This is a genomic window from Curvibacter sp. GW821-FHT01G03 (assembly GCF_059422285.1).
Genome location: NZ_JBWKWP010000009.1, coordinates 164,454 through 180,571 on the forward strand (window position 1 = coordinate 164,454; position 16,118 = coordinate 180,571).

The window sequence follows — 16,118 nt, forward strand, 5'->3', positions numbered from 1 at the left end:
TCAACAAGGATTAGACATGACTGACCTGAACAAACGCTCCCTGCTCAAGGTAGCCGCCCTGTCTGCGGTTGCCGCAGCGGCCCTGGTGGGTTGCGGCAAGAAGGAAGAACCGGCACCGGCGCCCGCACCGGCTCCGGCCGCAGCACCGGCTCCCAAGCCCGAGCCGCTGAAGATCGCCTTCGCCTACGTCGGCCCGGTGGGTGACGGCGGCTGGTCCTTTGCCCATGACAACGGCCGCAAGGCGCTCGAAAAAGAATTCGGTGACAAGGTCCAGACCTCGTTCGTGGAAAGCGTGCCTGAATCGGCCGACGCCGAGCGCGTGTTGCGCGACATGGCCGGCCAGGGCAACAAGCTGATCTTCGGCACCACCTTTGGCTACATGGAAACCATGCTCAAGGTGGCCGCCGATACCCCGGACGTCAAGTTTGAACATGCCACCGGCTACAAGACCGCGCCCAACATGCGCACCTACGACAGCCGCACCTACGAAGGCGCCTACATGGCTGGCGTGATCGCCGGCGCCATGACCAAGACCAACACGCTGGGCGTGGTGGGCTCGGTGCCGATCCCTGAGGTGATCCGCAACATCAACAGCTTCACCCTGGGTGCCCAGAGCGTGAACCCGAAGATCAAGACCAAGGTGGTGTGGGTCAACGAGTGGTTCAGCCCGCCCAAGGAAACCGAAGCCGCCACCGCCCTGATCAACGGCGGCGCCGACATCCTGTTCCAGAACACCGACTCGCCGGCCGTGCTCAAGACCGCCGAAGAAAAAGGCAAGCGCGCCTTCGGCTGGGATTCCGACATGACCGCCTACGGCCCCAAGGCCCACCTGGCTTCGTCGGTGATCAACTGGGGCCCGTACTACATCAAGGCCACCAAGGACGTGCTCGAAGGCAAGTGGGAAACCGGCCAAAGCTGGTGGGGTGTGAAGGAAGGCGCGATCGACCTGGTGTCGATTGCCGAAGACGTGCCCGCTGAAACCAAGGCCAAGATCGACGAGATCAAGAAGGGCCTGACCGACGGCAGCTTCGCGATCTGGAAGGGCCCGATCAAGGACCAGGCCGGCAAGGAACTGCTGAAGAAGGACGAAGTGGCCGACGACAAGTTCCTCGGTGGCATCAACTTCTACGTCAAGGGCGTGGAAGGCAAGGTGCCCGGCGGCGACAAGAAGTAAGCCCAAGCCTCCCGGGGTGAGCGCCCCGGGGTCTCAAGAGCTGCCCCTGGGCAGCTCTTTTTGATTGGGGCGTTGAAAAGTTCTGGAGTTGCAATGGAAAAGACACTTTGGCACCCGGTGGCACTGACCAGCGTGGTGCAGGCCGGCCCGGTGGCGGTGACGCTGTTGGAGCAATCGCTGGTGTTGTGGCGGGCCGCTGATGGCACGCTGCAGGCCTGGACGGATCGCTGTCCGCATCGGGGGGCCCGCTTGTCGCTCGGGCAGGTGCGCGATGGTCGGCTGGAATGCCCCTACCATGGCTGGCAGTTCGAGTCACGCGGGCGCTGTGTGCAAGTGCCGGCCCTGCCTGAGTTCACCCCGCCGGCCTCGCACTGCGCCACCATCCATGCCTGCCGCGAAGCCCATGGCCTGGTCTGGGTGCGGCTTGACAGCTCGGGAGACGACCCAGGCCTGCCCCCGTTCGAGGCCGAAGCCGATGCGGGCCTGCGCAAGATGAACTGCGGGCCCTACGACGTGGCGGCCAGCGCCCCACGCATCGTCGAGAACTTCCTGGACATGGCGCATTTCTCATTTGTGCACGAGGGCTGGCTGGGCCTGCGCGCACGGCCCGAGATCGATGCCTACGAGGTGCAGGACACCGACCGCGGCCTGCGTGCCACGGGCTGCAAAGCCTGGCAGCCTCAGTCCAATCTGCACTCCACCGCGCCGGCTCAGGTGGAATACAGCTACGAGGTGACCGACCCCTATTGCGCGTTGCTGACCAAGGTGCCCGAGGCCGGGACCACGACAGTGGCCGGGTGGCGTGAGTCGATTGCGCTCTACATCTGCCCCGTCACGCCTGAGTCCAGCCGGGTCTGGTTCCGTCTGGCGGTGGCCGACTTCGATTCGCCCGATGAGAAGCTGACGGCTTTTCAGCACACCATCTTCACCCAGGATCAGCCGGTGCTCGAATCGCAGACCCCCAAGCGGCTGCCGCTGGACCTGCAGGCTGAGCGCCATGCCGCCACTGACCGCGTGTCGGTGGCCTATCGCCGCATGCTGGCCCGCCGTGGGGTGCGCTTCGGCGTGATCTGACCCAGCGCAAAGCCAGCGCAGGTGCCTGGGTGGCAGGGCGGGAAAACGCTCTGTTGCCACCTGGGCGCTGTGGTAAAAAACTTCAAACTTCCCGGAAGGCCCCCATGTTCAAGATTCCCCACATCGCACCGGCTCGCTTACCCGAGCTGCTGCGTCGCATGCCCAAGGCCGAGCTGCACATCCACATCGAGGGCTCGCTCGAGCCTGAGCTGATCTTCGCCCTGGCCCAGCGCAATGGCGTGAGCCTGCCCTATGCCGATGTCGAAAGCCTGCGCCGGGCTTATGCCTTCACCAACCTGCAGAGCTTTCTCGACATCTACTACGCTGGCGCCAGCGTGCTGCTGCAAGAGCAGGATTTCTACGACATGGCCTGGGCTTACCTGCAACGGGCCGCCGCCGACCACGTGGTGCATGCCGAGCTGTTCTTTGACCCGCAGACCCACACGGCCCGCGGCGTGCCCATGGCCACCGTGATCGGCGGTCTGCACCGGGCCTGCACCGACGCGGCCAGCCAGCTGGGGGTGGATGCCTCGCTGATTCTGTGCTTTCTGCGCCACCTCAGCGAGGACGACGCCCTGGCCACGCTGGAGCAGGCCTTGCCCTGGCGCGACCGTTTCATCGGCGTGGGCCTCGATTCGAGCGAGCTTGGGCACCCGCCCGAAAAGTTTGCCCGCGTGTTTGCGCGCTGCCGCGAACTGGGCCTGCGCCTGGTCGCCCATGCCGGCGAGGAAGGCCCGCCGGCCTACATCTGGAGCGCCCTCGATGTGCTCAAGGTCGAACGCATCGACCATGGTGTCCAGGCCTTGCAAGACCCGGCCCTGATGCAGCGCCTGGCCCAGGACCGGATCCCGCTGACCGTGTGCCCCTTCTCCAACGTCAAGCTGTGCGTGTTCCCGGACCTGGCCAGTTCCAACCTGCGCCAACTGCTCGATGCGGGTCTGGTAGCCACCGTCAATTCGGACGACCCGGCCTACTTTGGCGGTTACCTGAACGACAACTTCGTGCAGACCTTCGCCGCCACCGGGCTGGACGCCCACCATGCCTACACGCTGGCACGCAACAGCTTCGAGGCCAGCTTTGTCACCGAAGCCCAGCGTCATGCCTGGGAGCATCAGCTCAAGGACGTGTTTCTGAGCTTCTCGGAAAACGATTACTGAACCTCGCCCCGGGGCCGCAACAGCAAGGGGCCGGCCAAGGCCGCGCAGATGCTGGCGGCCAGCCACACTGCAGGCCAGCCCTGCCACTGCAGCAGGCCCGGCAGCACGCTGGGCGTGACAAAGCACACGACAAACACCCAGGTGTTGGCCAGGCCGAGTGCCGTGCCCGACTGGCGGGCCCCGGCCAGGGTGGCCAGTTCGGCATAGGCCACCCCGTGCCAGGCCGACACCACCAGGCCGGCCAACACCAGCCAGGCGGCCAGCAGCGGTTGAAGCGCCAGGGCCGGCAGCCCCCAGCCGGCGCCCGGCGAGGCCGGCGAGGCCGGTTGCAGCGCACTCAGCAGCGCCAGACCCAGGAACACCGCGATCACCGCACCGACGCAGGCACGCAGGTAGGCCGGGCGGTTGCCCTGTCGATCGGTCCAGCGGCCGCTCCACACCCGCAAGCCCATGGCGCCCACCTGCACCAGGGCCATGGCCCCGGTGCAGGCCGGCAGGCTGAGGCCGCCAAAGTCGTGCAGGAAGACGGTACCGAAAGAGATCACGGCAAACTGCGGTGCGCACAGCAGGCCGATGCCCGTGGCCAGGCGCCACACCCGGTGGTCGTGCAGGGCGCCCGGGGGCGCTGTACAGGGGGTTGCGCCGGCGCTGGCAGGGGCTGGCGCGGAGCCGGCCGACCCAGGGGCGGGCTCGTGCACCCAGGCCGCACACAACAGGGCCGCGGCGCCACACAGGCCGGCCAGCACCCCGAACAGGCAGGCAAATCCGCCATGCCAGGCCAGCCAGGGCAGCAGCAAGGCCCCCACGCCGCCGCCCAGGGGCACAGCGGTCTGGCGGATGCTCATGGCCATGCCACGCTCGGTGGCCGGAAACCAGCCCATCACGGCCCGGCCGCTGGCGCCGTTGACGCTGCCCCCCAGCAAACCCACGACCAGCAGACCGCCCCCCAGCCCCCACAAAGGGGCACCCGGTGTGGCCCAGCCGGCCAAAGCGAGCAAGGCCAACGCCGTGCTGCCCAGGCCTGCCAGCAGCACCGGGCGGTCGGTCAGCAGGCCCCAGGGCAGTTCGCTGAGCGCAATGCCCAGGCCCATCAAGCCCAGCATCAGCCCCAGCAAGGCGTTGTCGAGCTGGTAGGCCTGGCGCAGCAGCACGGCGGTCATGGGCAAGCCGCTGAAGGCCACTGAAAAGGCCGCATTGGCCGCCACCCCGGCGGCAAGCACCTTCCATCGGTGTTTTGGCGGGCGGTGGGCTTGTTGGGGCAGGGGAAGGAGGTAGGACATGGCCGGCAGTGTGGGCTGGCACAATGATTTTGAAAATCAGAAAATTCAGGATCAATTGTTTTGAAAAATGGGACGATCAAATGCCTCAAGCCTTGTTTGACCTGGACGTGCTGCGCACCTTCGTGACGGGCGTGCGCCTGGGCAGCTATGCCAAGGCCGCCGACCGCCTGGGCCGCTCGACGTCGGCGGTGAGTGCGCAACTCAAGAAGCTGGAGTCGCAGGCCGAGGCCGTGCTGTTTCGCAAGGCCGGTCGCGGCCTGGCCCTGACGGAGGCGGGCGAGACCTTGCTGGCCTATGCACAGCGCCTGATCGACCTGAACGACGAAGCCGGCGCAGCCTTGCGGGGCTTGAACCTGCAGGGCCAGGTGCGTCTGGGCCTGCAGGAGGAGTTTGGTGAGGTGCTGCTGCCCCAGGTGCTGGGGCGCTTTGCGCGGGCGCACCCACAGGTGCGCATCGAGGCCAGCATGATGCGTTGCGCTGGATTGCGCGAGCGGCTGAGCCAGGGCCTGCTGGACCTGGCCCTGGTCTGGGAGACCGGGGATCAGCCCTGGTTGCCAGGGGCCGAGCGCTGGCTGGAGACGCCGCTGCTCTGGATTGGCCCGGTCGATGCCCATGGGGCCGAGCGCCCCGCCTGGTGGGGCGCCGATGCGGCTGGCTGGTGCAGTGATGAGCCCTTGCCCCTGGTGCTGCTGGACGAACCCTGCCCGGTGCGGCGCATGGCCATGGCGGCCCTGGATGCCCAAGGCACGGCCTGGCGTCATGCCTTTACCAGCGCCAGCCTGTCGGCCCTGTGGGCGGCCAGTTCGGCGGGGCTCGGGTTGACGGTGCGCACAGCCCTGGGTTGCCCGCCCGGTGTGCAAAGACTGGACGCAGCGGCTTGCGGCCTGCCCGCCTTGCCCCACATCAGCCTGGTGCTTTACCGGGGTGAGGCCCCGGTTTCGCCGGTGGTGGAGCAACTGGCGCGCTTGCTGCGCGAGGCCCTGCCGATCACTTGACGGGTGGGCGGACCTGGCCTTGGGTGCGCCAGTTCCACACCGCCCCCCATGCCAACAGCACGCTGGTGCCCAGGAACACCCAGCGCATGCCCAGGTGGCCGCCGATCAAGCCGCCCAACATGGGGCCGGTGACCTGTCCCGTGTACTGGGCCGAGGTGGAGTAACCCAGCATCTGGCCGGCCGTGCCTTCGGGCACGTTGTGCCGGATCACCGCGGCGATGCAGGGCAGCAGGCCGCCCAGTGACAGGCCCATGAGAAAGCGCAGCCCCACCAGTTGCCACGTGGCCGTGACGAAGGCCTGGGGCAGCAGCAGCAGGGCCGCCACCACCAGGCAGGCGATGACCACATTCCAGTGGCCCACCCGGTCGGCCAGGCGCCCCAGGTGCGAGGCGGACAGGATGCTGCCCAGGGCGGCGGCTGACATCACCAGGCCCGCGTGCAGGGTGACTTGGGCCGGGTCGGGCACCAGGGTGGCCACGTAGACGGTGATGATGGGCTCGATCGACATGTTGGCCAGCATCAGCAGCATGCCGGTGAACAGCATGGCCAGCAGCGGGCGCCGATCCGGAATGGCCTGCCAGCGGCTGGGGGCGCCGGCGGCGGGCCGAGCCGCTGGGCGCACGTCTTCGCGGATCAGGGTGCAGGTGGCGATGAAGGCCACGAAGATCACGGCCCCGGCGGCAAAGAAGGTCCAGCGGATGCCGATCCACTGGGGCAGCACGCCGCCCACCAGCGGGCCGACCAGGCTGCCTGCCATCACGGCCGATGACAGCGTGCCCAGGGCCCAGCCCGACTGGGCCTTGGGGGTCTGGGTGGCCACCATGACGGTCGAACCCGAGGCGTAGCCGCCCAGAAAGCCGGCCAGCAGGCGCAGCAGCACCAGTTGCCAGACGTTGCTGGCCAGCCCGATCAGGGCCATGGCCACGGCCATGCCCAGGCTGGCGCGGATCAGCATCAGTTTGCGGCCGTAGCGGTCGGCCAGCCGGCCCCAAAGCGGCGCCACCAGGGCGGCCGATAGAAACGAGGCCGCATAGGCCGCCCCCGACCACTGCACGATGGCGGCCGGGTCATGCACGCCCAGTTGCTCCACATACAGGGGCAGAAAGGGCAGCAGCAAGGTCATGGCCACGATGGTGGTGAAAGAGCCGAACATGCAGACCCAGAGGTTGCGTTTCCAGTGGGCTGAACCGGCCTGGGCCGATGGGGGTGGTGTGTTCATGCGGGCATTGTTCATGGCGGCGGCCCCCTTGTCTCTTGCCGCTTTGCGGGCTCAGCCATCGTGATCAGGGCGGACTTCCGGCGGGCCTTAGAATCACAGCCCCCAGCGGGTGTCCCGGCAGCTGGGGCTTTTGCATTCCGGGGCCATGTCGAGGAACACCATGTACAAAAACCTCGCCGCCAGGGGGCGCAGTGCGCTCCTGGCCGCCTGTTTTTCCATTCCCTTTGTCGTTCACCCGGCTGCTCAGGTGGCCCCCGCAGCGCCCCCTGTCAAGGCCGCCTTCGTCTATGTGACCCCCATCACCGAGGCCGGCTGGGTGCGCCAGCACGAGCAGGGGCGCCTGGCGGTTGAGGCCGCCCTGGGCGATCGTGTGAAGACCACTTTTGTGCAGGATGTGCCCGAGGGTGCGGATGCCGAGCGCGTGATCCGCGATCTGGCCCAGCAGGGAAACCAGATCATCTTCACGCCCAGCTTCGGCTACATGGAGCCCACGCTCAAGGTGGCTGCCGAGTTTCCACAGGTGAAGTTCGAATCCATCACGGGCTACAAGACGGCGGCCAATGTGGCGGTAGCCAATGCCCGCTACTACGAGGGCCGCTACCTGGCCGGCATCGCGGCCGGCCGCATGAGCAAGAGCCATGTGGCGGGCTATGTGGCGGGTTTCCCCATCCCCGAGGTCTTGCAGGGGCTGAACGCGTTCACGCTGGGCATGCGCTCGGTCGATCCGCAGGCCCGTGTCAAGGTGGTCTGGCTCAACGCCTGGTTCGACCCGCCGCGCGAGCGCGATGCGGCCATGACCTTGATGAACCAGGGCGCCGATGTGCTGGCTTTCCACACCGGCTCGACCGCGGTGATGGCGGCGGCTCAGGAGCGCGGCAAGCTGGCGGTGGCCTACCACTCGGACATGCGCAAGGTGGCGCCGCAGGCGCAGATCCTTGCCGTGACCCACGAATGGGGGGCTTACTACACCGCCCGGGTGAAGGCGGTGGCCGATGGCCGCTGGAAGCCCGCGGCCCTGTGGGGCGGGGTGCGCGAAGGCATGATCCGGGTCGGCGACTTTGGGCCCCAGGTGCCCGTGGCGGTGCAAAACGAGGTGCTGGCGCGCCAGAAGGACATGGCGGCTGGCCGGCTGCAGCCCTTCAAGGCCGGTGCCCAGCCGGTGCGCGACAACCAGGGGCACACCGTGATTGAGCCCGGCCAGGCCTTGAGCGATGAACAGATCCTGAATCTGAACTGGCTGGTCGAGGGCGTGCAGGGCAGCCTGCGCTGAGGATCAAGCGGGGGTATCCACCCGACCTTCAGAGTTCGCCCAGGGGCACCAGCGGCCCGAGCAGCCAGAGCTTGAAGCGCAGCCAGGGGCTGGTTTCGGGCTCTTCGGAGTGCACCGTCTCCTGGCCCTCGCCATTGCGTTCGATCCATTCGATGCTTTGTCCATCGGCCGCCAGACGCAGCTGGTAGACGCTGGCGAGGTCGCTCATGGCCTCCAGTTGGGCGGCCATCTCGGGGCTGTCGATGATCAGGCCCAGTTCGGTGTTCAGGCGCACCGAGCGCGGATCCAGGTTCATCGAGCCGAGGAACACCTGGCGGTGGTCGAGGATGGCGCTCTTCATGTGCAGGGCGCTCAGGCTCTTGCCGATCACGCCCAGGCGCCGGCGCTTGGCGCTCAGGCTGGGGCTGATCTCGAAGATCTCGACGCCCATCTTGAGCAAGGCCTGGCGCTGGCGCGAGTAGCCCACATGCACCCAGGGCTCGTCGGTGGCCGCCAGCGCGTTGGTCACCAGTTGCAGTCGCACCCCCTGCTGGCGCGCGTGGGCCAGGGATTGCAGGGCCGTGTCGTCGGGCACGAAGTAGGGCGAGGTCATCCTGAGCAACTGGCGGCTGGTGGTGAACCACTGGTAAGTGCCCTCGAACACCGTGCCGGTGATGGAGTGCTCGTGCTCGTTCACGCCCTCGGTCTTGCTCAAGGGGTCGACCAGCACCCGGGCCTGGGCCTGAAGAAGGGGGCCCAGCCGGCCCTCGGCCAGCTCGTAGGGCAGGTTGAGCATGCGGACCAGGGCCGGTGGCAGGTGGTCAAAAGGCAGGTCCAGGCCCGAGTCCTCGACCTGACCGTTGTCCGGCACCCGTCCCGTATCGGTGGGCGGGTGGGTCTTGGCGGTCAGGCGTTCGAATTGGGCACGGCGTTGCTCAGGGCTCAGTGGGCTGAAGGCGATCTGGTCCACGGGGTAGACGTGCTCGCTGTTCCAGTACAGGTCAAAGGCGCGCGAGAGTTCGCGCACCGCCGGGCCCGCCACGAAGGTGTCCATGTCGATGAAGTTGCTGCCCTCGGCATTGACCATGTACTCGTCGGCGATGTTGCGCCCGCCCGCCACCGCCGCCACGTTGTCGGCCACGAACAGCTTGTTGTGCATGCGCCGGTCCACGCGACCGATGTCCAGCCCCGAGCTGATGAAGCGCGTCAGCAGGTGGCCGCGCCCGCTGGGGAAGGGGTTGAACAGCCTCAGCTCCACGTTGGGGTGGGCCGCCAGGCCCAGCAGCAACTCGTCGGAACCTGCCGTGTGCAGGTCGTCCACCAGCACGCGCACGCGCACCCCGCGTGCGGCTGCATCGCGCAGGGCGCGCATCAGGGTGCGGCCCGTGTGGTCGGATTGCAGCAGGTAATACTGAACATCCAGGCTGCGCGTGGCCAGCCGGCACAGGGCCAACCGGGTGGCGAAGGAGTTGGGCCCGTAGGGCTGAAGCAGAAAGCCAGAACGTCCGTCATCGGGCAACTGCGCCTGGGTGATGCGGGCCAGCGGTGTGTCCTCGAACCCCTTGATGGCGTGGGTGGGTGGGGCTGGCGGCGGCTTGGGCAGGCTGGAGCAGGCGGACAACGCCGCCAGCACCAGCACAGGGCTCAGGATGCGCAGCAGCCAAAGGGTCAAAGGTCGGGTCGGCATGAAGAATGTTCTTGTTGAGCGTGGACTTTGCAGCAAGGAGGGCGCGCCATCAAGCACTGTCCTGGCGACCCGGCAGGGCCAGCGGCAAGGCGGTGCTGCTTTTGATCTGCTCCATCGAAAACGCCGAGGAAACCCCGCTGAGCTCACCCACCCGGATCAGCTTCTTGTAGAAGGCGTCGTAGCCCTCGATGCTGGTGGTCACCACCTTCAGCAGGTAGTCGACGTCGCCGCTCATGCGGTGGAACTCCTGCACCTCAGGCAGGGCGGTGATGGCGGCGGCAAACTGCGCCAGCCAGCGTTCATCGTGCCGGGCAATGCGCAGGCTGACGAAGACCGTGATCGGCAGGCCCACCTTTTTGCGGTTGACGATGGCCACGCGGCGCTCCAGGTAGCCCTCGTCCTCCAGCCGCTTGACCCGCTTCCAGCACGGCGTGGAGGACAGGCCCACCTGCTCTCCGAGTTGGGCGATGGACAGGCTGCCGTCGTGTTGCAAGGCGTCCAGCAGTTGAAGGTCGATGCGGTCCAGTGGGTTCATCTTGTTTTTTGGCTTGAAATTAGGAAAATTTTCTATCAAAACCCAATTCTTGGGGGATTTTTGGAATGTTTTTCAAAGAGCGAATCTCTAGACTTTCAGCCTTCAGTCACCTCTTGCAACCCCGCTCCCGCCCCATGAATCTGGACCTGCCCGCCGAGCTCTACCTTGATTTCAACGCCACCAGCGCCGTGCTGCCCGAGGCCGCCGCTGCCGCCCAGGCCACCATGCTGAGCGCCTACGGCAACCCCAGCAGCACCCATGCCCTGGGCTTGAGGGCGCAGACCCTGCTCAGCCAGGCCCGGCAACGGGCGCGCGAGGTGTTGGGAGCGACTACAGGGCACTTGCTGTTCACCAGCGGCGCCACTGAGGGCATCCAGACCGCGGTGCTGTCGGCCCTGTGCGGCCTGCGTGACCGACTTCGCCAGGGCCTGCCGGCGGGTCGGGTGCTGTTGTATGGCGCCACCGAGCACAAGGCCGTGCCCGAGGCCCTGGCGCATTGGAACCAGGTGCTGGGTCTGGGTTTTGAAGTGCGCGCCTTGCCCGTGGATGCGCGTGGGCGGCACGATCTGGCGGCCTTGCGTGTCGCCTTGCCCCAGGTGGGGCTGCTGTGCACCATGGCGGCCAACAACGAGACCGGCGTGGTGAGTGACCTGGCCGGCATCGAGGCGGTATTGGAGGAGGCCGGCAGCCCTGCGCTGTGGCTGGTCGATGGGGTGCAGGCGCTGGGCAAGCTGCCGCTGAACCTGGCGGCCAGCCGCATCGACTACGCCCCGTTTTCTGGCCACAAATTGCATGCGCCCAAGGGGGTGGGCCTGCTGTACGTGCGTGAGGGCAGCCCCTTCACCCCCCTGATCGCCGGGGGTGGCCAGGAGGGCGGCGCCCGGTCGGGTACCGAGAACATGCCCGGCATCGCCGCCCTGGGGGCTGTGCTGGCGGCCTTGCAGCGGGGGAACACCTTTTGCCCGCCCGCGCGCTTGAAGGCCTACCGTGAACGCGTGTGGCAGGCCCTGCAGGCGGCATTCCCGGGCGTGGTCCTGAATGCCGCCCTAGAAGACAGCCTGCCCACCACGCTCAATTTCTCCTGGCCCGGTGTGCCGGCACAGCGCTTGATGAGTGCCCTGGAAGCCGCAGGCCTGATGGTGAGTGCCGGCAGCGCCTGCTCGGCGGCCCAGGCCAAGCCCAGTGCCGTGCTGGCGGCGATGGGCTGGCCGGCATCGCGCAGCACGGCCTCGGTTCGACTGTCTCTGGGCTTGCTGGTGGATGAGACTTTCGTGAATCAGGTTTGTGAGCGCCTGCTCGCCTGCGGCGCCGCTCTGCAAGGGGCAGGGCTGCCAGAAGACGATCAGACTGCACCTGCTCCTGCAGGTCTTGCCGAGGCCTTGTGCGTGGCACCTGAAGCCTTGGCGGATTGGCTGGCCCGCCATCCACAAGCCCGCCTGGTGGATGTGCGCGACCCCCACGAGCACCAGGCCAGCGGCCTGACCCGCATGGCCGGCCGGCCAGTGCAGTCGGTGCCCTTGAGTCAACTGGCACAGGTGCTGCCGGGGTGGCTGGAGGCGTCGCCGCCGCTGTTGTTTCTGTGCCGCAGCGGGGCTCGCAGTCAGCGGGCCGCCGCACAGGCATTGGCCTGTGGCCATGTCGAGGTCGGCCAACTGGCGGGTGGCCTGGTTGCCCTGGCGGGCCTGGCGCAACAGCGTTCTGCGGGCATGCCGCTGTCGCGATAGCGGTTATGGCACCTGCCATATGGGCGCCCCGGGGCCTGCGGGTATGCTGCGGCCCCATGAAAGCACACCGCGCCGCCATCCTCCGCTTTGCCGATGACCGTTCTGCCGTCTATGAAGAAGACGGCCTGCTGGTGATCGGCCCCGACGCCCAGGGCCGCCCCGTGGTACGGGCCGTGGGCTCGTACCGCGAGCTGATCGACCGTTACCCGGGCGTGGTGGTGACCCATCACCCGGGCCGCATCCTGGCGCCGGGTTTTGTCGATCTGCACATCCACTGCCCCCAGACCGACGTGATCGGCTCGCCCGCCGAGGGTCTGCTGCCCTGGCTGGAGAACTACACCTTTCCTCACGAATCGCGCTTTCACGACGGCGACTACGCCACCGAGGTGGCGGGCTTCTTCCTCGACGAGTTGCTGCGCCATGGGGTGACGACGGCACTGGCCTTTGCCACCTCGCACCCGACCTCGGTCGATGCCCTGTTCGAGCAGGCCCGCCAGAGGCAGATGCGCTTCATCACCGGCAAGGTGTTGCAAGATCGCTTCTCGCCCGACGGCGTGCGCGATCAGACCGAACAGAGCCTGATCGATACCGAAGACCTGATCCGCCGCTGGCATGGCGTGGACCGGTTGGGCTATGCCATCACGCCGCGCTTTGCCCCGACCAGCACGCCCGCCCAGCTGCGGGGCGCCGGCGAGCTGGCCGCCCGCTATCCGGAGGTCTGGGTGCAGTCCCATGTGGCCGAAAACAAGGCCGAGATCGCCTGGGCCCGCGAGCTGTTTCCCGAGTCGCGCAGCTACCTGGGCACCTATGCCGATTTCGGCCTGATGCGGGAGCGTGCCATCTACGCCCATTGCATCCACTTTGATGACGATGACCGTGCCTTGATGCGCGAAACCGGGGCGGCCGCCGCCATCAGCCCGACCAGCAACCTGTTCCTGGGCAGCGGATTCTTCGACTACGAAGGCGCCGATCGGGTCGGTTACCGATATGGCCTGGCCAGTGATGTGGGCGGAGGCACCTCGTTCAGCCCGTTCCACACCATGCTGGCGGCCTATTACGTGGGCCGCGAGGGGCAGACCAAGCCCGGGCTGTCGCTCAGCCCGCAGCAATTGTGGTGGCAGCACACGGCCGGTGCGGCCCAGGCGCTGGGCCTGGGCGGGGTGGCCGGAGCCCCCGCCATCGGCAACCTGCAGCCCGGCAGCGACGCCGATTTCGTGCTGTTGAACCCCCGGGCCACCCCGCTGCTGGCGCGCAAGACGGCCCAGGCGCGCAACCTGGATGAACTGCTGTTTGCCCTGATCGTGCTGGGTGACGACCGCCTCATCGAGCAGACCTTCGTGGCCGGCCAGGCGGCCCTGGCCCAGGCGTGATCCCCCACGGGCTGCCCTACAATGGGCCGCCCAACGCCTGGCTTGCGCCAGGGCGGGCAACGGAGCATTCCCATGAGCATCAAGAGCGATAAATGGATTCGGCGCATGGCCGAGCAGCACAGCATGATCGACCCCTTCGAGCCGGGTCAGATCCGTGAGCAGGAGGGTCGCAAGATCATCAGCTACGGCACCAGCAGTTATGGCTACGACATCCGCTGCGCCCCTGAATTCAAGGTGTTCACCAACATCCACAGCACGGTCGTCGACCCGAAAAACTTCGATGAAAAGAGCTTTGTCGATTTCGAGGGTGACTCGTGCATCATCCCGCCCAACAGTTTTGCCCTGGCCCGCACGGTCGAGTACTTCCGCATCCCGCGCAATGTGCTGACCATCTGCCTGGGCAAAAGCACCTATGCCCGCTGCGGCATCATCGTCAACGTGACCCCCTTCGAGCCCGAATGGGAGGGCTATGTGACGCTGGAGTTCTCCAACACCACACCGCTGCCCGCCCGCATCTACGCCGGTGAGGGTTGCGCCCAGGTGCTGTTCTTCGAGAGCGACGAGGTCTGCGAGGTCAGCTACAAGGACCGTGGCGGCAAGTACCAGGGTCAGCATGGCGTGACCCTGCCACGCGCTTGAGCACCCCCCAGCTGTCGCCGTTGCAGACCACCGGCTACACGCTGGAGTCGGCCGGGGCGCCCGAACTTTCCCGGCCCCGACCCGAGCGCCTGGAGGAGGGCAACCCTCTGCGCGAAACCTGGACGGCTGTGACCGCCCCGGTGGGCCAGGCCAGTGCCCTGAGCAGCGGGCTCTGGCGTTGCGAGCCGGGCCGTTGGCGCATCGAGTTCGGCGCGCACCAGCAGGAGGTCTTCACCGTGCTGTCGGGGCGCTGCCGTGTGCATGATCGCCTGGGCACCTGGCGCGAGGCCGGTCCCGGGGACAGCCTGCACATTCCGGCGGGTTTTCAGGGGGCTTTCGAAGTCCTGGAGACGGTCACCAAGGCCTGGGTGATCCTCGACTGATTCTGGGCGGGCACCAGGCCAGACGAGCCGGGATTTGGACGGTTTCCATGTTGGTGCCAGCGGCGTTTGTGTCATCTGCTGGACATTTCGCACGGGGGGATGGGCTTCCGTCCTACAGCCCGGAAATATCTGCTTACCTACGATTTCCTGTCACCCAACAGGAGCGCAGTGTCATGAAAAATTCTTCCAGTCCCACGATCCGCTGGACTCAATGGCTGGACCTGCCCATCCTGATTGCCGTTGGGGGCGTGCTGGCTGTCCTGGTCATGATCGAGGTGCTGAGTCGCGGTGGCTTGCTGTACAGCGCCAGCCCGCAAGAGGACGATGCCTTTGCCCCGGCACCGGCCGCCTGGGTGCAGCAGCGAGAACTGTCGGCCATGTGCGGCAGCGTGCCGGGGCGCCCCGTGCACCCGGCCTGCGAGAGCCCGAGCACCCCGCGCCGCAATCCCTGACGCCGGACGCCCTGATACCGGGGCTGTGGCCTTGGCGCCCGCCCGATCGCCGAGTGCTCCGCAGGCGGGCCCCATGCCGTGCCATTTTTCACGCTACCTCATCCCTTTTGAGGACGGCTCCCAGGTAGCATCCGTCCTGACTGCCGTTGATCGGCTTGGGAGTGCCGCATGAAATGGGAAGACCAGAGAAGTTCCAGCAACGTTGAAGACCGCCGTGACGAGCCTGCCTCGGGTGGGGGCGGCTTTTCTTTGGGGGGCGGACGCCTGGGTCTGGGCACCGTGCTGGTGGTGCTGGCCGTGGGCTGGTTCATGGGCATCAACCCACTCACCCTGCTGGGTCTGCTCGAGGGCGGTGCACCCAGCCAGAGCGCGGCCCCCGCCGCCAGCCATGCCCCACCTGCTGACGACCGCTTGGCCCGTTTCGTCTCCGTGGTGCTGGCCGATACCGAAGACGTGTGGAAAGACATCTTCCAGCACTCTGGCGGCCAGTACCGAGAGCCTCGGCTGGTGCTCTTCCGGGGCAGCACGCCGACATCGTGTGGCCAAGGGCAGGCGGCCATGGGGCCGTTTTATTGCGCGGCAGACCAGAAGGTCTACATCGATCTCGATTTCTATGAGGTTTTGCGTACCCGCCTGGGCTCGCCAGGCGATTTTGCCCAGGCCTATGTGATCGCCCACGAGGTGGGGCATCACGTGCAGCACCTGTTGGGCATCAGCCAGAAGCTCGACGAGGCCCGTGGCCGTGTCAGCCCGGAGCGTTACAACGCGTTGAGCGTGCGGCTGGAGCTGCAGGCGGATTGTCTGGCCGGGGTGTGGGCTCAGCATGCCGATCAAAGCCGACACATTCTGGAGGCTGGCGACATCGAGTCGGCGATGAACGCCGCGGCACACATCGGCGACGATGCCTTGCAAAAGGCGGCAGGCCGTGCGGTGGTGCCGGAAAGCTTCACGCACGGCAGCAGTGCCCAGCGTCAGCGCTGGTTTGCCACAGGGCTGCGCGAGGGCACGGTGCGCGCCTGCGACACCTTCAGTGCCCGTAACCTCTAGACCACAGGCCGATGAGCCTTGACCTGACTCAGCAGGCCGCTATCAATTTCATGGCATTCAAGGTGGTGAAACCACTTTTTGGGCGGCAAAAATACGCCGCATTACCGGGTTTTCCCCGCCGGTGCGACAATAC

At 66.9% G+C, this 16,118-nt stretch carries 15 protein-coding genes; 11 read left to right on the plus strand and 4 right to left on the minus strand.

The annotated features are described in order from the left end of the window. The first annotated feature begins 16 nt into the window (after nt 1–16). From AC07VS_RS14865 to AC07VS_RS14875, 3 genes are all read left to right on the plus strand, one after another. A complete protein-coding gene (locus AC07VS_RS14865; RefSeq protein WP_492347860.1) occupies nt 17–1,174 on the plus strand; it encodes a BMP family ABC transporter substrate-binding protein in 1,158 nt (385 codons plus the stop codon). Nucleotides 1,175–1,267: 93 nt separating this feature from the next. Then, nucleotides 1,268–2,248 carry an aromatic ring-hydroxylating dioxygenase subunit alpha gene (locus AC07VS_RS14870; protein ID WP_494751334.1) on the plus strand — a complete coding sequence of 327 codons (981 nt, stop codon included), beginning with the start codon at nt 1,268–1,270 and terminating at the stop codon, nt 2,246–2,248. A gap of 104 nt (nt 2,249–2,352) precedes the next feature. Beyond that, entirely contained in the window at nt 2,353–3,405 is a 1,053-nt protein-coding gene (locus AC07VS_RS14875) for an adenosine deaminase (RefSeq protein ID WP_492347862.1), read from the plus strand. Here AC07VS_RS14875 and AC07VS_RS14880 read toward each other — a convergent pair. Beyond that, a complete protein-coding gene (locus AC07VS_RS14880; RefSeq protein ID WP_494751335.1) occupies nt 3,399–4,685 on the minus strand; it encodes an MFS transporter in 1,287 nt (428 codons plus the stop codon). The genes AC07VS_RS14875 and AC07VS_RS14880 overlap by 7 nt on opposite strands. A gap of 80 nt (nt 4,686–4,765) precedes the next feature. Between AC07VS_RS14880 and AC07VS_RS14885 the strand changes: the two genes are divergently transcribed. Continuing rightward, nucleotides 4,766–5,680: a LysR substrate-binding domain-containing protein gene (locus AC07VS_RS14885; RefSeq protein WP_494751336.1), complete on the plus strand. Its 915-nt coding sequence runs from the start codon at nt 4,766–4,768 to the stop codon at nt 5,678–5,680. Here AC07VS_RS14885 and AC07VS_RS14890 read toward each other — a convergent pair. Further along, nucleotides 5,673–6,899, minus strand: a complete 1,227-nt coding sequence (locus AC07VS_RS14890) for an MFS transporter (protein ID WP_492347865.1) — start codon at nt 6,897–6,899, stop codon at nt 5,673–5,675. The genes AC07VS_RS14885 and AC07VS_RS14890 overlap by 8 nt on opposite strands. A 160-nt stretch (nt 6,900–7,059) precedes the next feature. Between AC07VS_RS14890 and AC07VS_RS14895 the strand changes: the two genes are divergently transcribed. Continuing rightward, entirely contained in the window at nt 7,060–8,169 is a 1,110-nt protein-coding gene (locus tag AC07VS_RS14895) for a BMP family ABC transporter substrate-binding protein (RefSeq protein ID WP_492347866.1), read from the plus strand. A 28-nt stretch (nt 8,170–8,197) separates the two neighbouring features. Here AC07VS_RS14895 and AC07VS_RS14900 read toward each other — a convergent pair whose 3' ends face one another. After that, nucleotides 8,198–9,835 (minus strand): phospholipase D family protein, encoded by a 1,638-nt coding sequence (locus AC07VS_RS14900; RefSeq protein WP_494751337.1) that lies wholly within the window; start codon nt 9,833–9,835, stop codon nt 8,198–8,200. A 49-nt stretch (nt 9,836–9,884) separates the two neighbouring features. Next, entirely contained in the window at nt 9,885–10,370 is a 486-nt protein-coding gene (locus tag AC07VS_RS14905; protein ID WP_494751338.1) for an Lrp/AsnC family transcriptional regulator, read from the minus strand. Between the two features lie 134 nt (nt 10,371–10,504). On the opposite strand from AC07VS_RS14905, the gene AC07VS_RS14910 reads away from it, so the two are divergent. The 6 genes from AC07VS_RS14910 (at nt 10,505) to ypfJ (ending at nt 15,985) form a co-directional block, all read left to right on the plus strand. Continuing rightward, nucleotides 10,505–12,094, plus strand: coding sequence for an aminotransferase class V-fold PLP-dependent enzyme (locus AC07VS_RS14910; RefSeq protein WP_494751393.1), 1,590 nt, complete (start codon nt 10,505–10,507; stop codon nt 12,092–12,094). A 56-nt stretch (nt 12,095–12,150) separates the two neighbouring features. After that, nucleotides 12,151–13,464: a guanine deaminase gene (gene guaD, locus AC07VS_RS14915; RefSeq protein WP_492347870.1), complete on the plus strand. Its 1,314-nt coding sequence runs from the start codon at nt 12,151–12,153 to the stop codon at nt 13,462–13,464. Between the two features lie 72 nt (nt 13,465–13,536). Then, nucleotides 13,537–14,103, plus strand: a complete 567-nt coding sequence (gene dcd, locus AC07VS_RS14920) for a dCTP deaminase (RefSeq protein WP_492347871.1) — start codon at nt 13,537–13,539, stop codon at nt 14,101–14,103. After that, entirely contained in the window at nt 14,100–14,486 is a 387-nt protein-coding gene (locus AC07VS_RS14925; RefSeq protein ID WP_494751339.1) for a cupin domain-containing protein, read from the plus strand. Before dcd ends, AC07VS_RS14925 begins: the two co-directional genes overlap by 4 nt. 173 nt (nt 14,487–14,659) lie before the next feature. After that, nucleotides 14,660–14,938: a hypothetical protein gene (locus AC07VS_RS14930; protein ID WP_492347873.1), complete on the plus strand. Its 279-nt coding sequence runs from the start codon at nt 14,660–14,662 to the stop codon at nt 14,936–14,938. Nucleotides 14,939–15,106: 168 nt separating this feature from the next. Next, on the plus strand, nt 15,107–15,985 hold the full coding sequence (ypfJ, locus tag AC07VS_RS14935) for a KPN_02809 family neutral zinc metallopeptidase (protein ID WP_494656952.1): 879 nt from the start codon (nt 15,107–15,109) through the stop codon (nt 15,983–15,985). Nucleotides 15,986–16,118 lie beyond the last annotated feature (133 nt).

What these genes read in the sequence shown, in the direction of transcription:
- AC07VS_RS14865 (WP_492347860.1), top strand. Translation starts at nt 17, where the DNA reads ATGACTGACCTGAACAAACGCTCCCTGCTCAAGGTAGCCGCCCTGTCT.
- AC07VS_RS14870 (WP_494751334.1), top strand. Translation starts at nt 1,268, where the DNA reads ATGGAAAAGACACTTTGGCACCCGGTGGCACTGACCAGCGTGGTGCAG.
- AC07VS_RS14905 (WP_494751338.1), bottom strand. Translation starts at nt 10,370, where the DNA reads ATGAACCCACTGGACCGCATCGACCTTCAACTGCTGGACGCCTTGCAA.
- guaD (WP_492347870.1), top strand. Translation starts at nt 12,151, where the DNA reads ATGAAAGCACACCGCGCCGCCATCCTCCGCTTTGCCGATGACCGTTCT.
- AC07VS_RS14910 (WP_494751393.1), top strand. Translation starts at nt 10,505, where the DNA reads ATGAATCTGGACCTGCCCGCCGAGCTCTACCTTGATTTCAACGCCACC.
- AC07VS_RS14875 (WP_492347862.1), top strand. Translation starts at nt 2,353, where the DNA reads ATGTTCAAGATTCCCCACATCGCACCGGCTCGCTTACCCGAGCTGCTG.
- dcd (WP_492347871.1), top strand. Translation starts at nt 13,537, where the DNA reads ATGAGCATCAAGAGCGATAAATGGATTCGGCGCATGGCCGAGCAGCAC.
- AC07VS_RS14930 (WP_492347873.1), top strand. Translation starts at nt 14,660, where the DNA reads ATGAAAAATTCTTCCAGTCCCACGATCCGCTGGACTCAATGGCTGGAC.
- AC07VS_RS14890 (WP_492347865.1), bottom strand. Translation starts at nt 6,899, where the DNA reads ATGAACACACCACCCCCATCGGCCCAGGCCGGTTCAGCCCACTGGAAA.
- AC07VS_RS14885 (WP_494751336.1), top strand. Translation starts at nt 4,766, where the DNA reads ATGCCTCAAGCCTTGTTTGACCTGGACGTGCTGCGCACCTTCGTGACG.
- AC07VS_RS14880 (WP_494751335.1), bottom strand. Translation starts at nt 4,685, where the DNA reads ATGTCCTACCTCCTTCCCCTGCCCCAACAAGCCCACCGCCCGCCAAAA.
- AC07VS_RS14900 (WP_494751337.1), bottom strand. Translation starts at nt 9,835, where the DNA reads ATGCCGACCCGACCTTTGACCCTTTGGCTGCTGCGCATCCTGAGCCCT.
- AC07VS_RS14895 (WP_492347866.1), top strand. Translation starts at nt 7,060, where the DNA reads ATGTACAAAAACCTCGCCGCCAGGGGGCGCAGTGCGCTCCTGGCCGCC.
- ypfJ (WP_494656952.1), top strand. Translation starts at nt 15,107, where the DNA reads ATGAAATGGGAAGACCAGAGAAGTTCCAGCAACGTTGAAGACCGCCGT.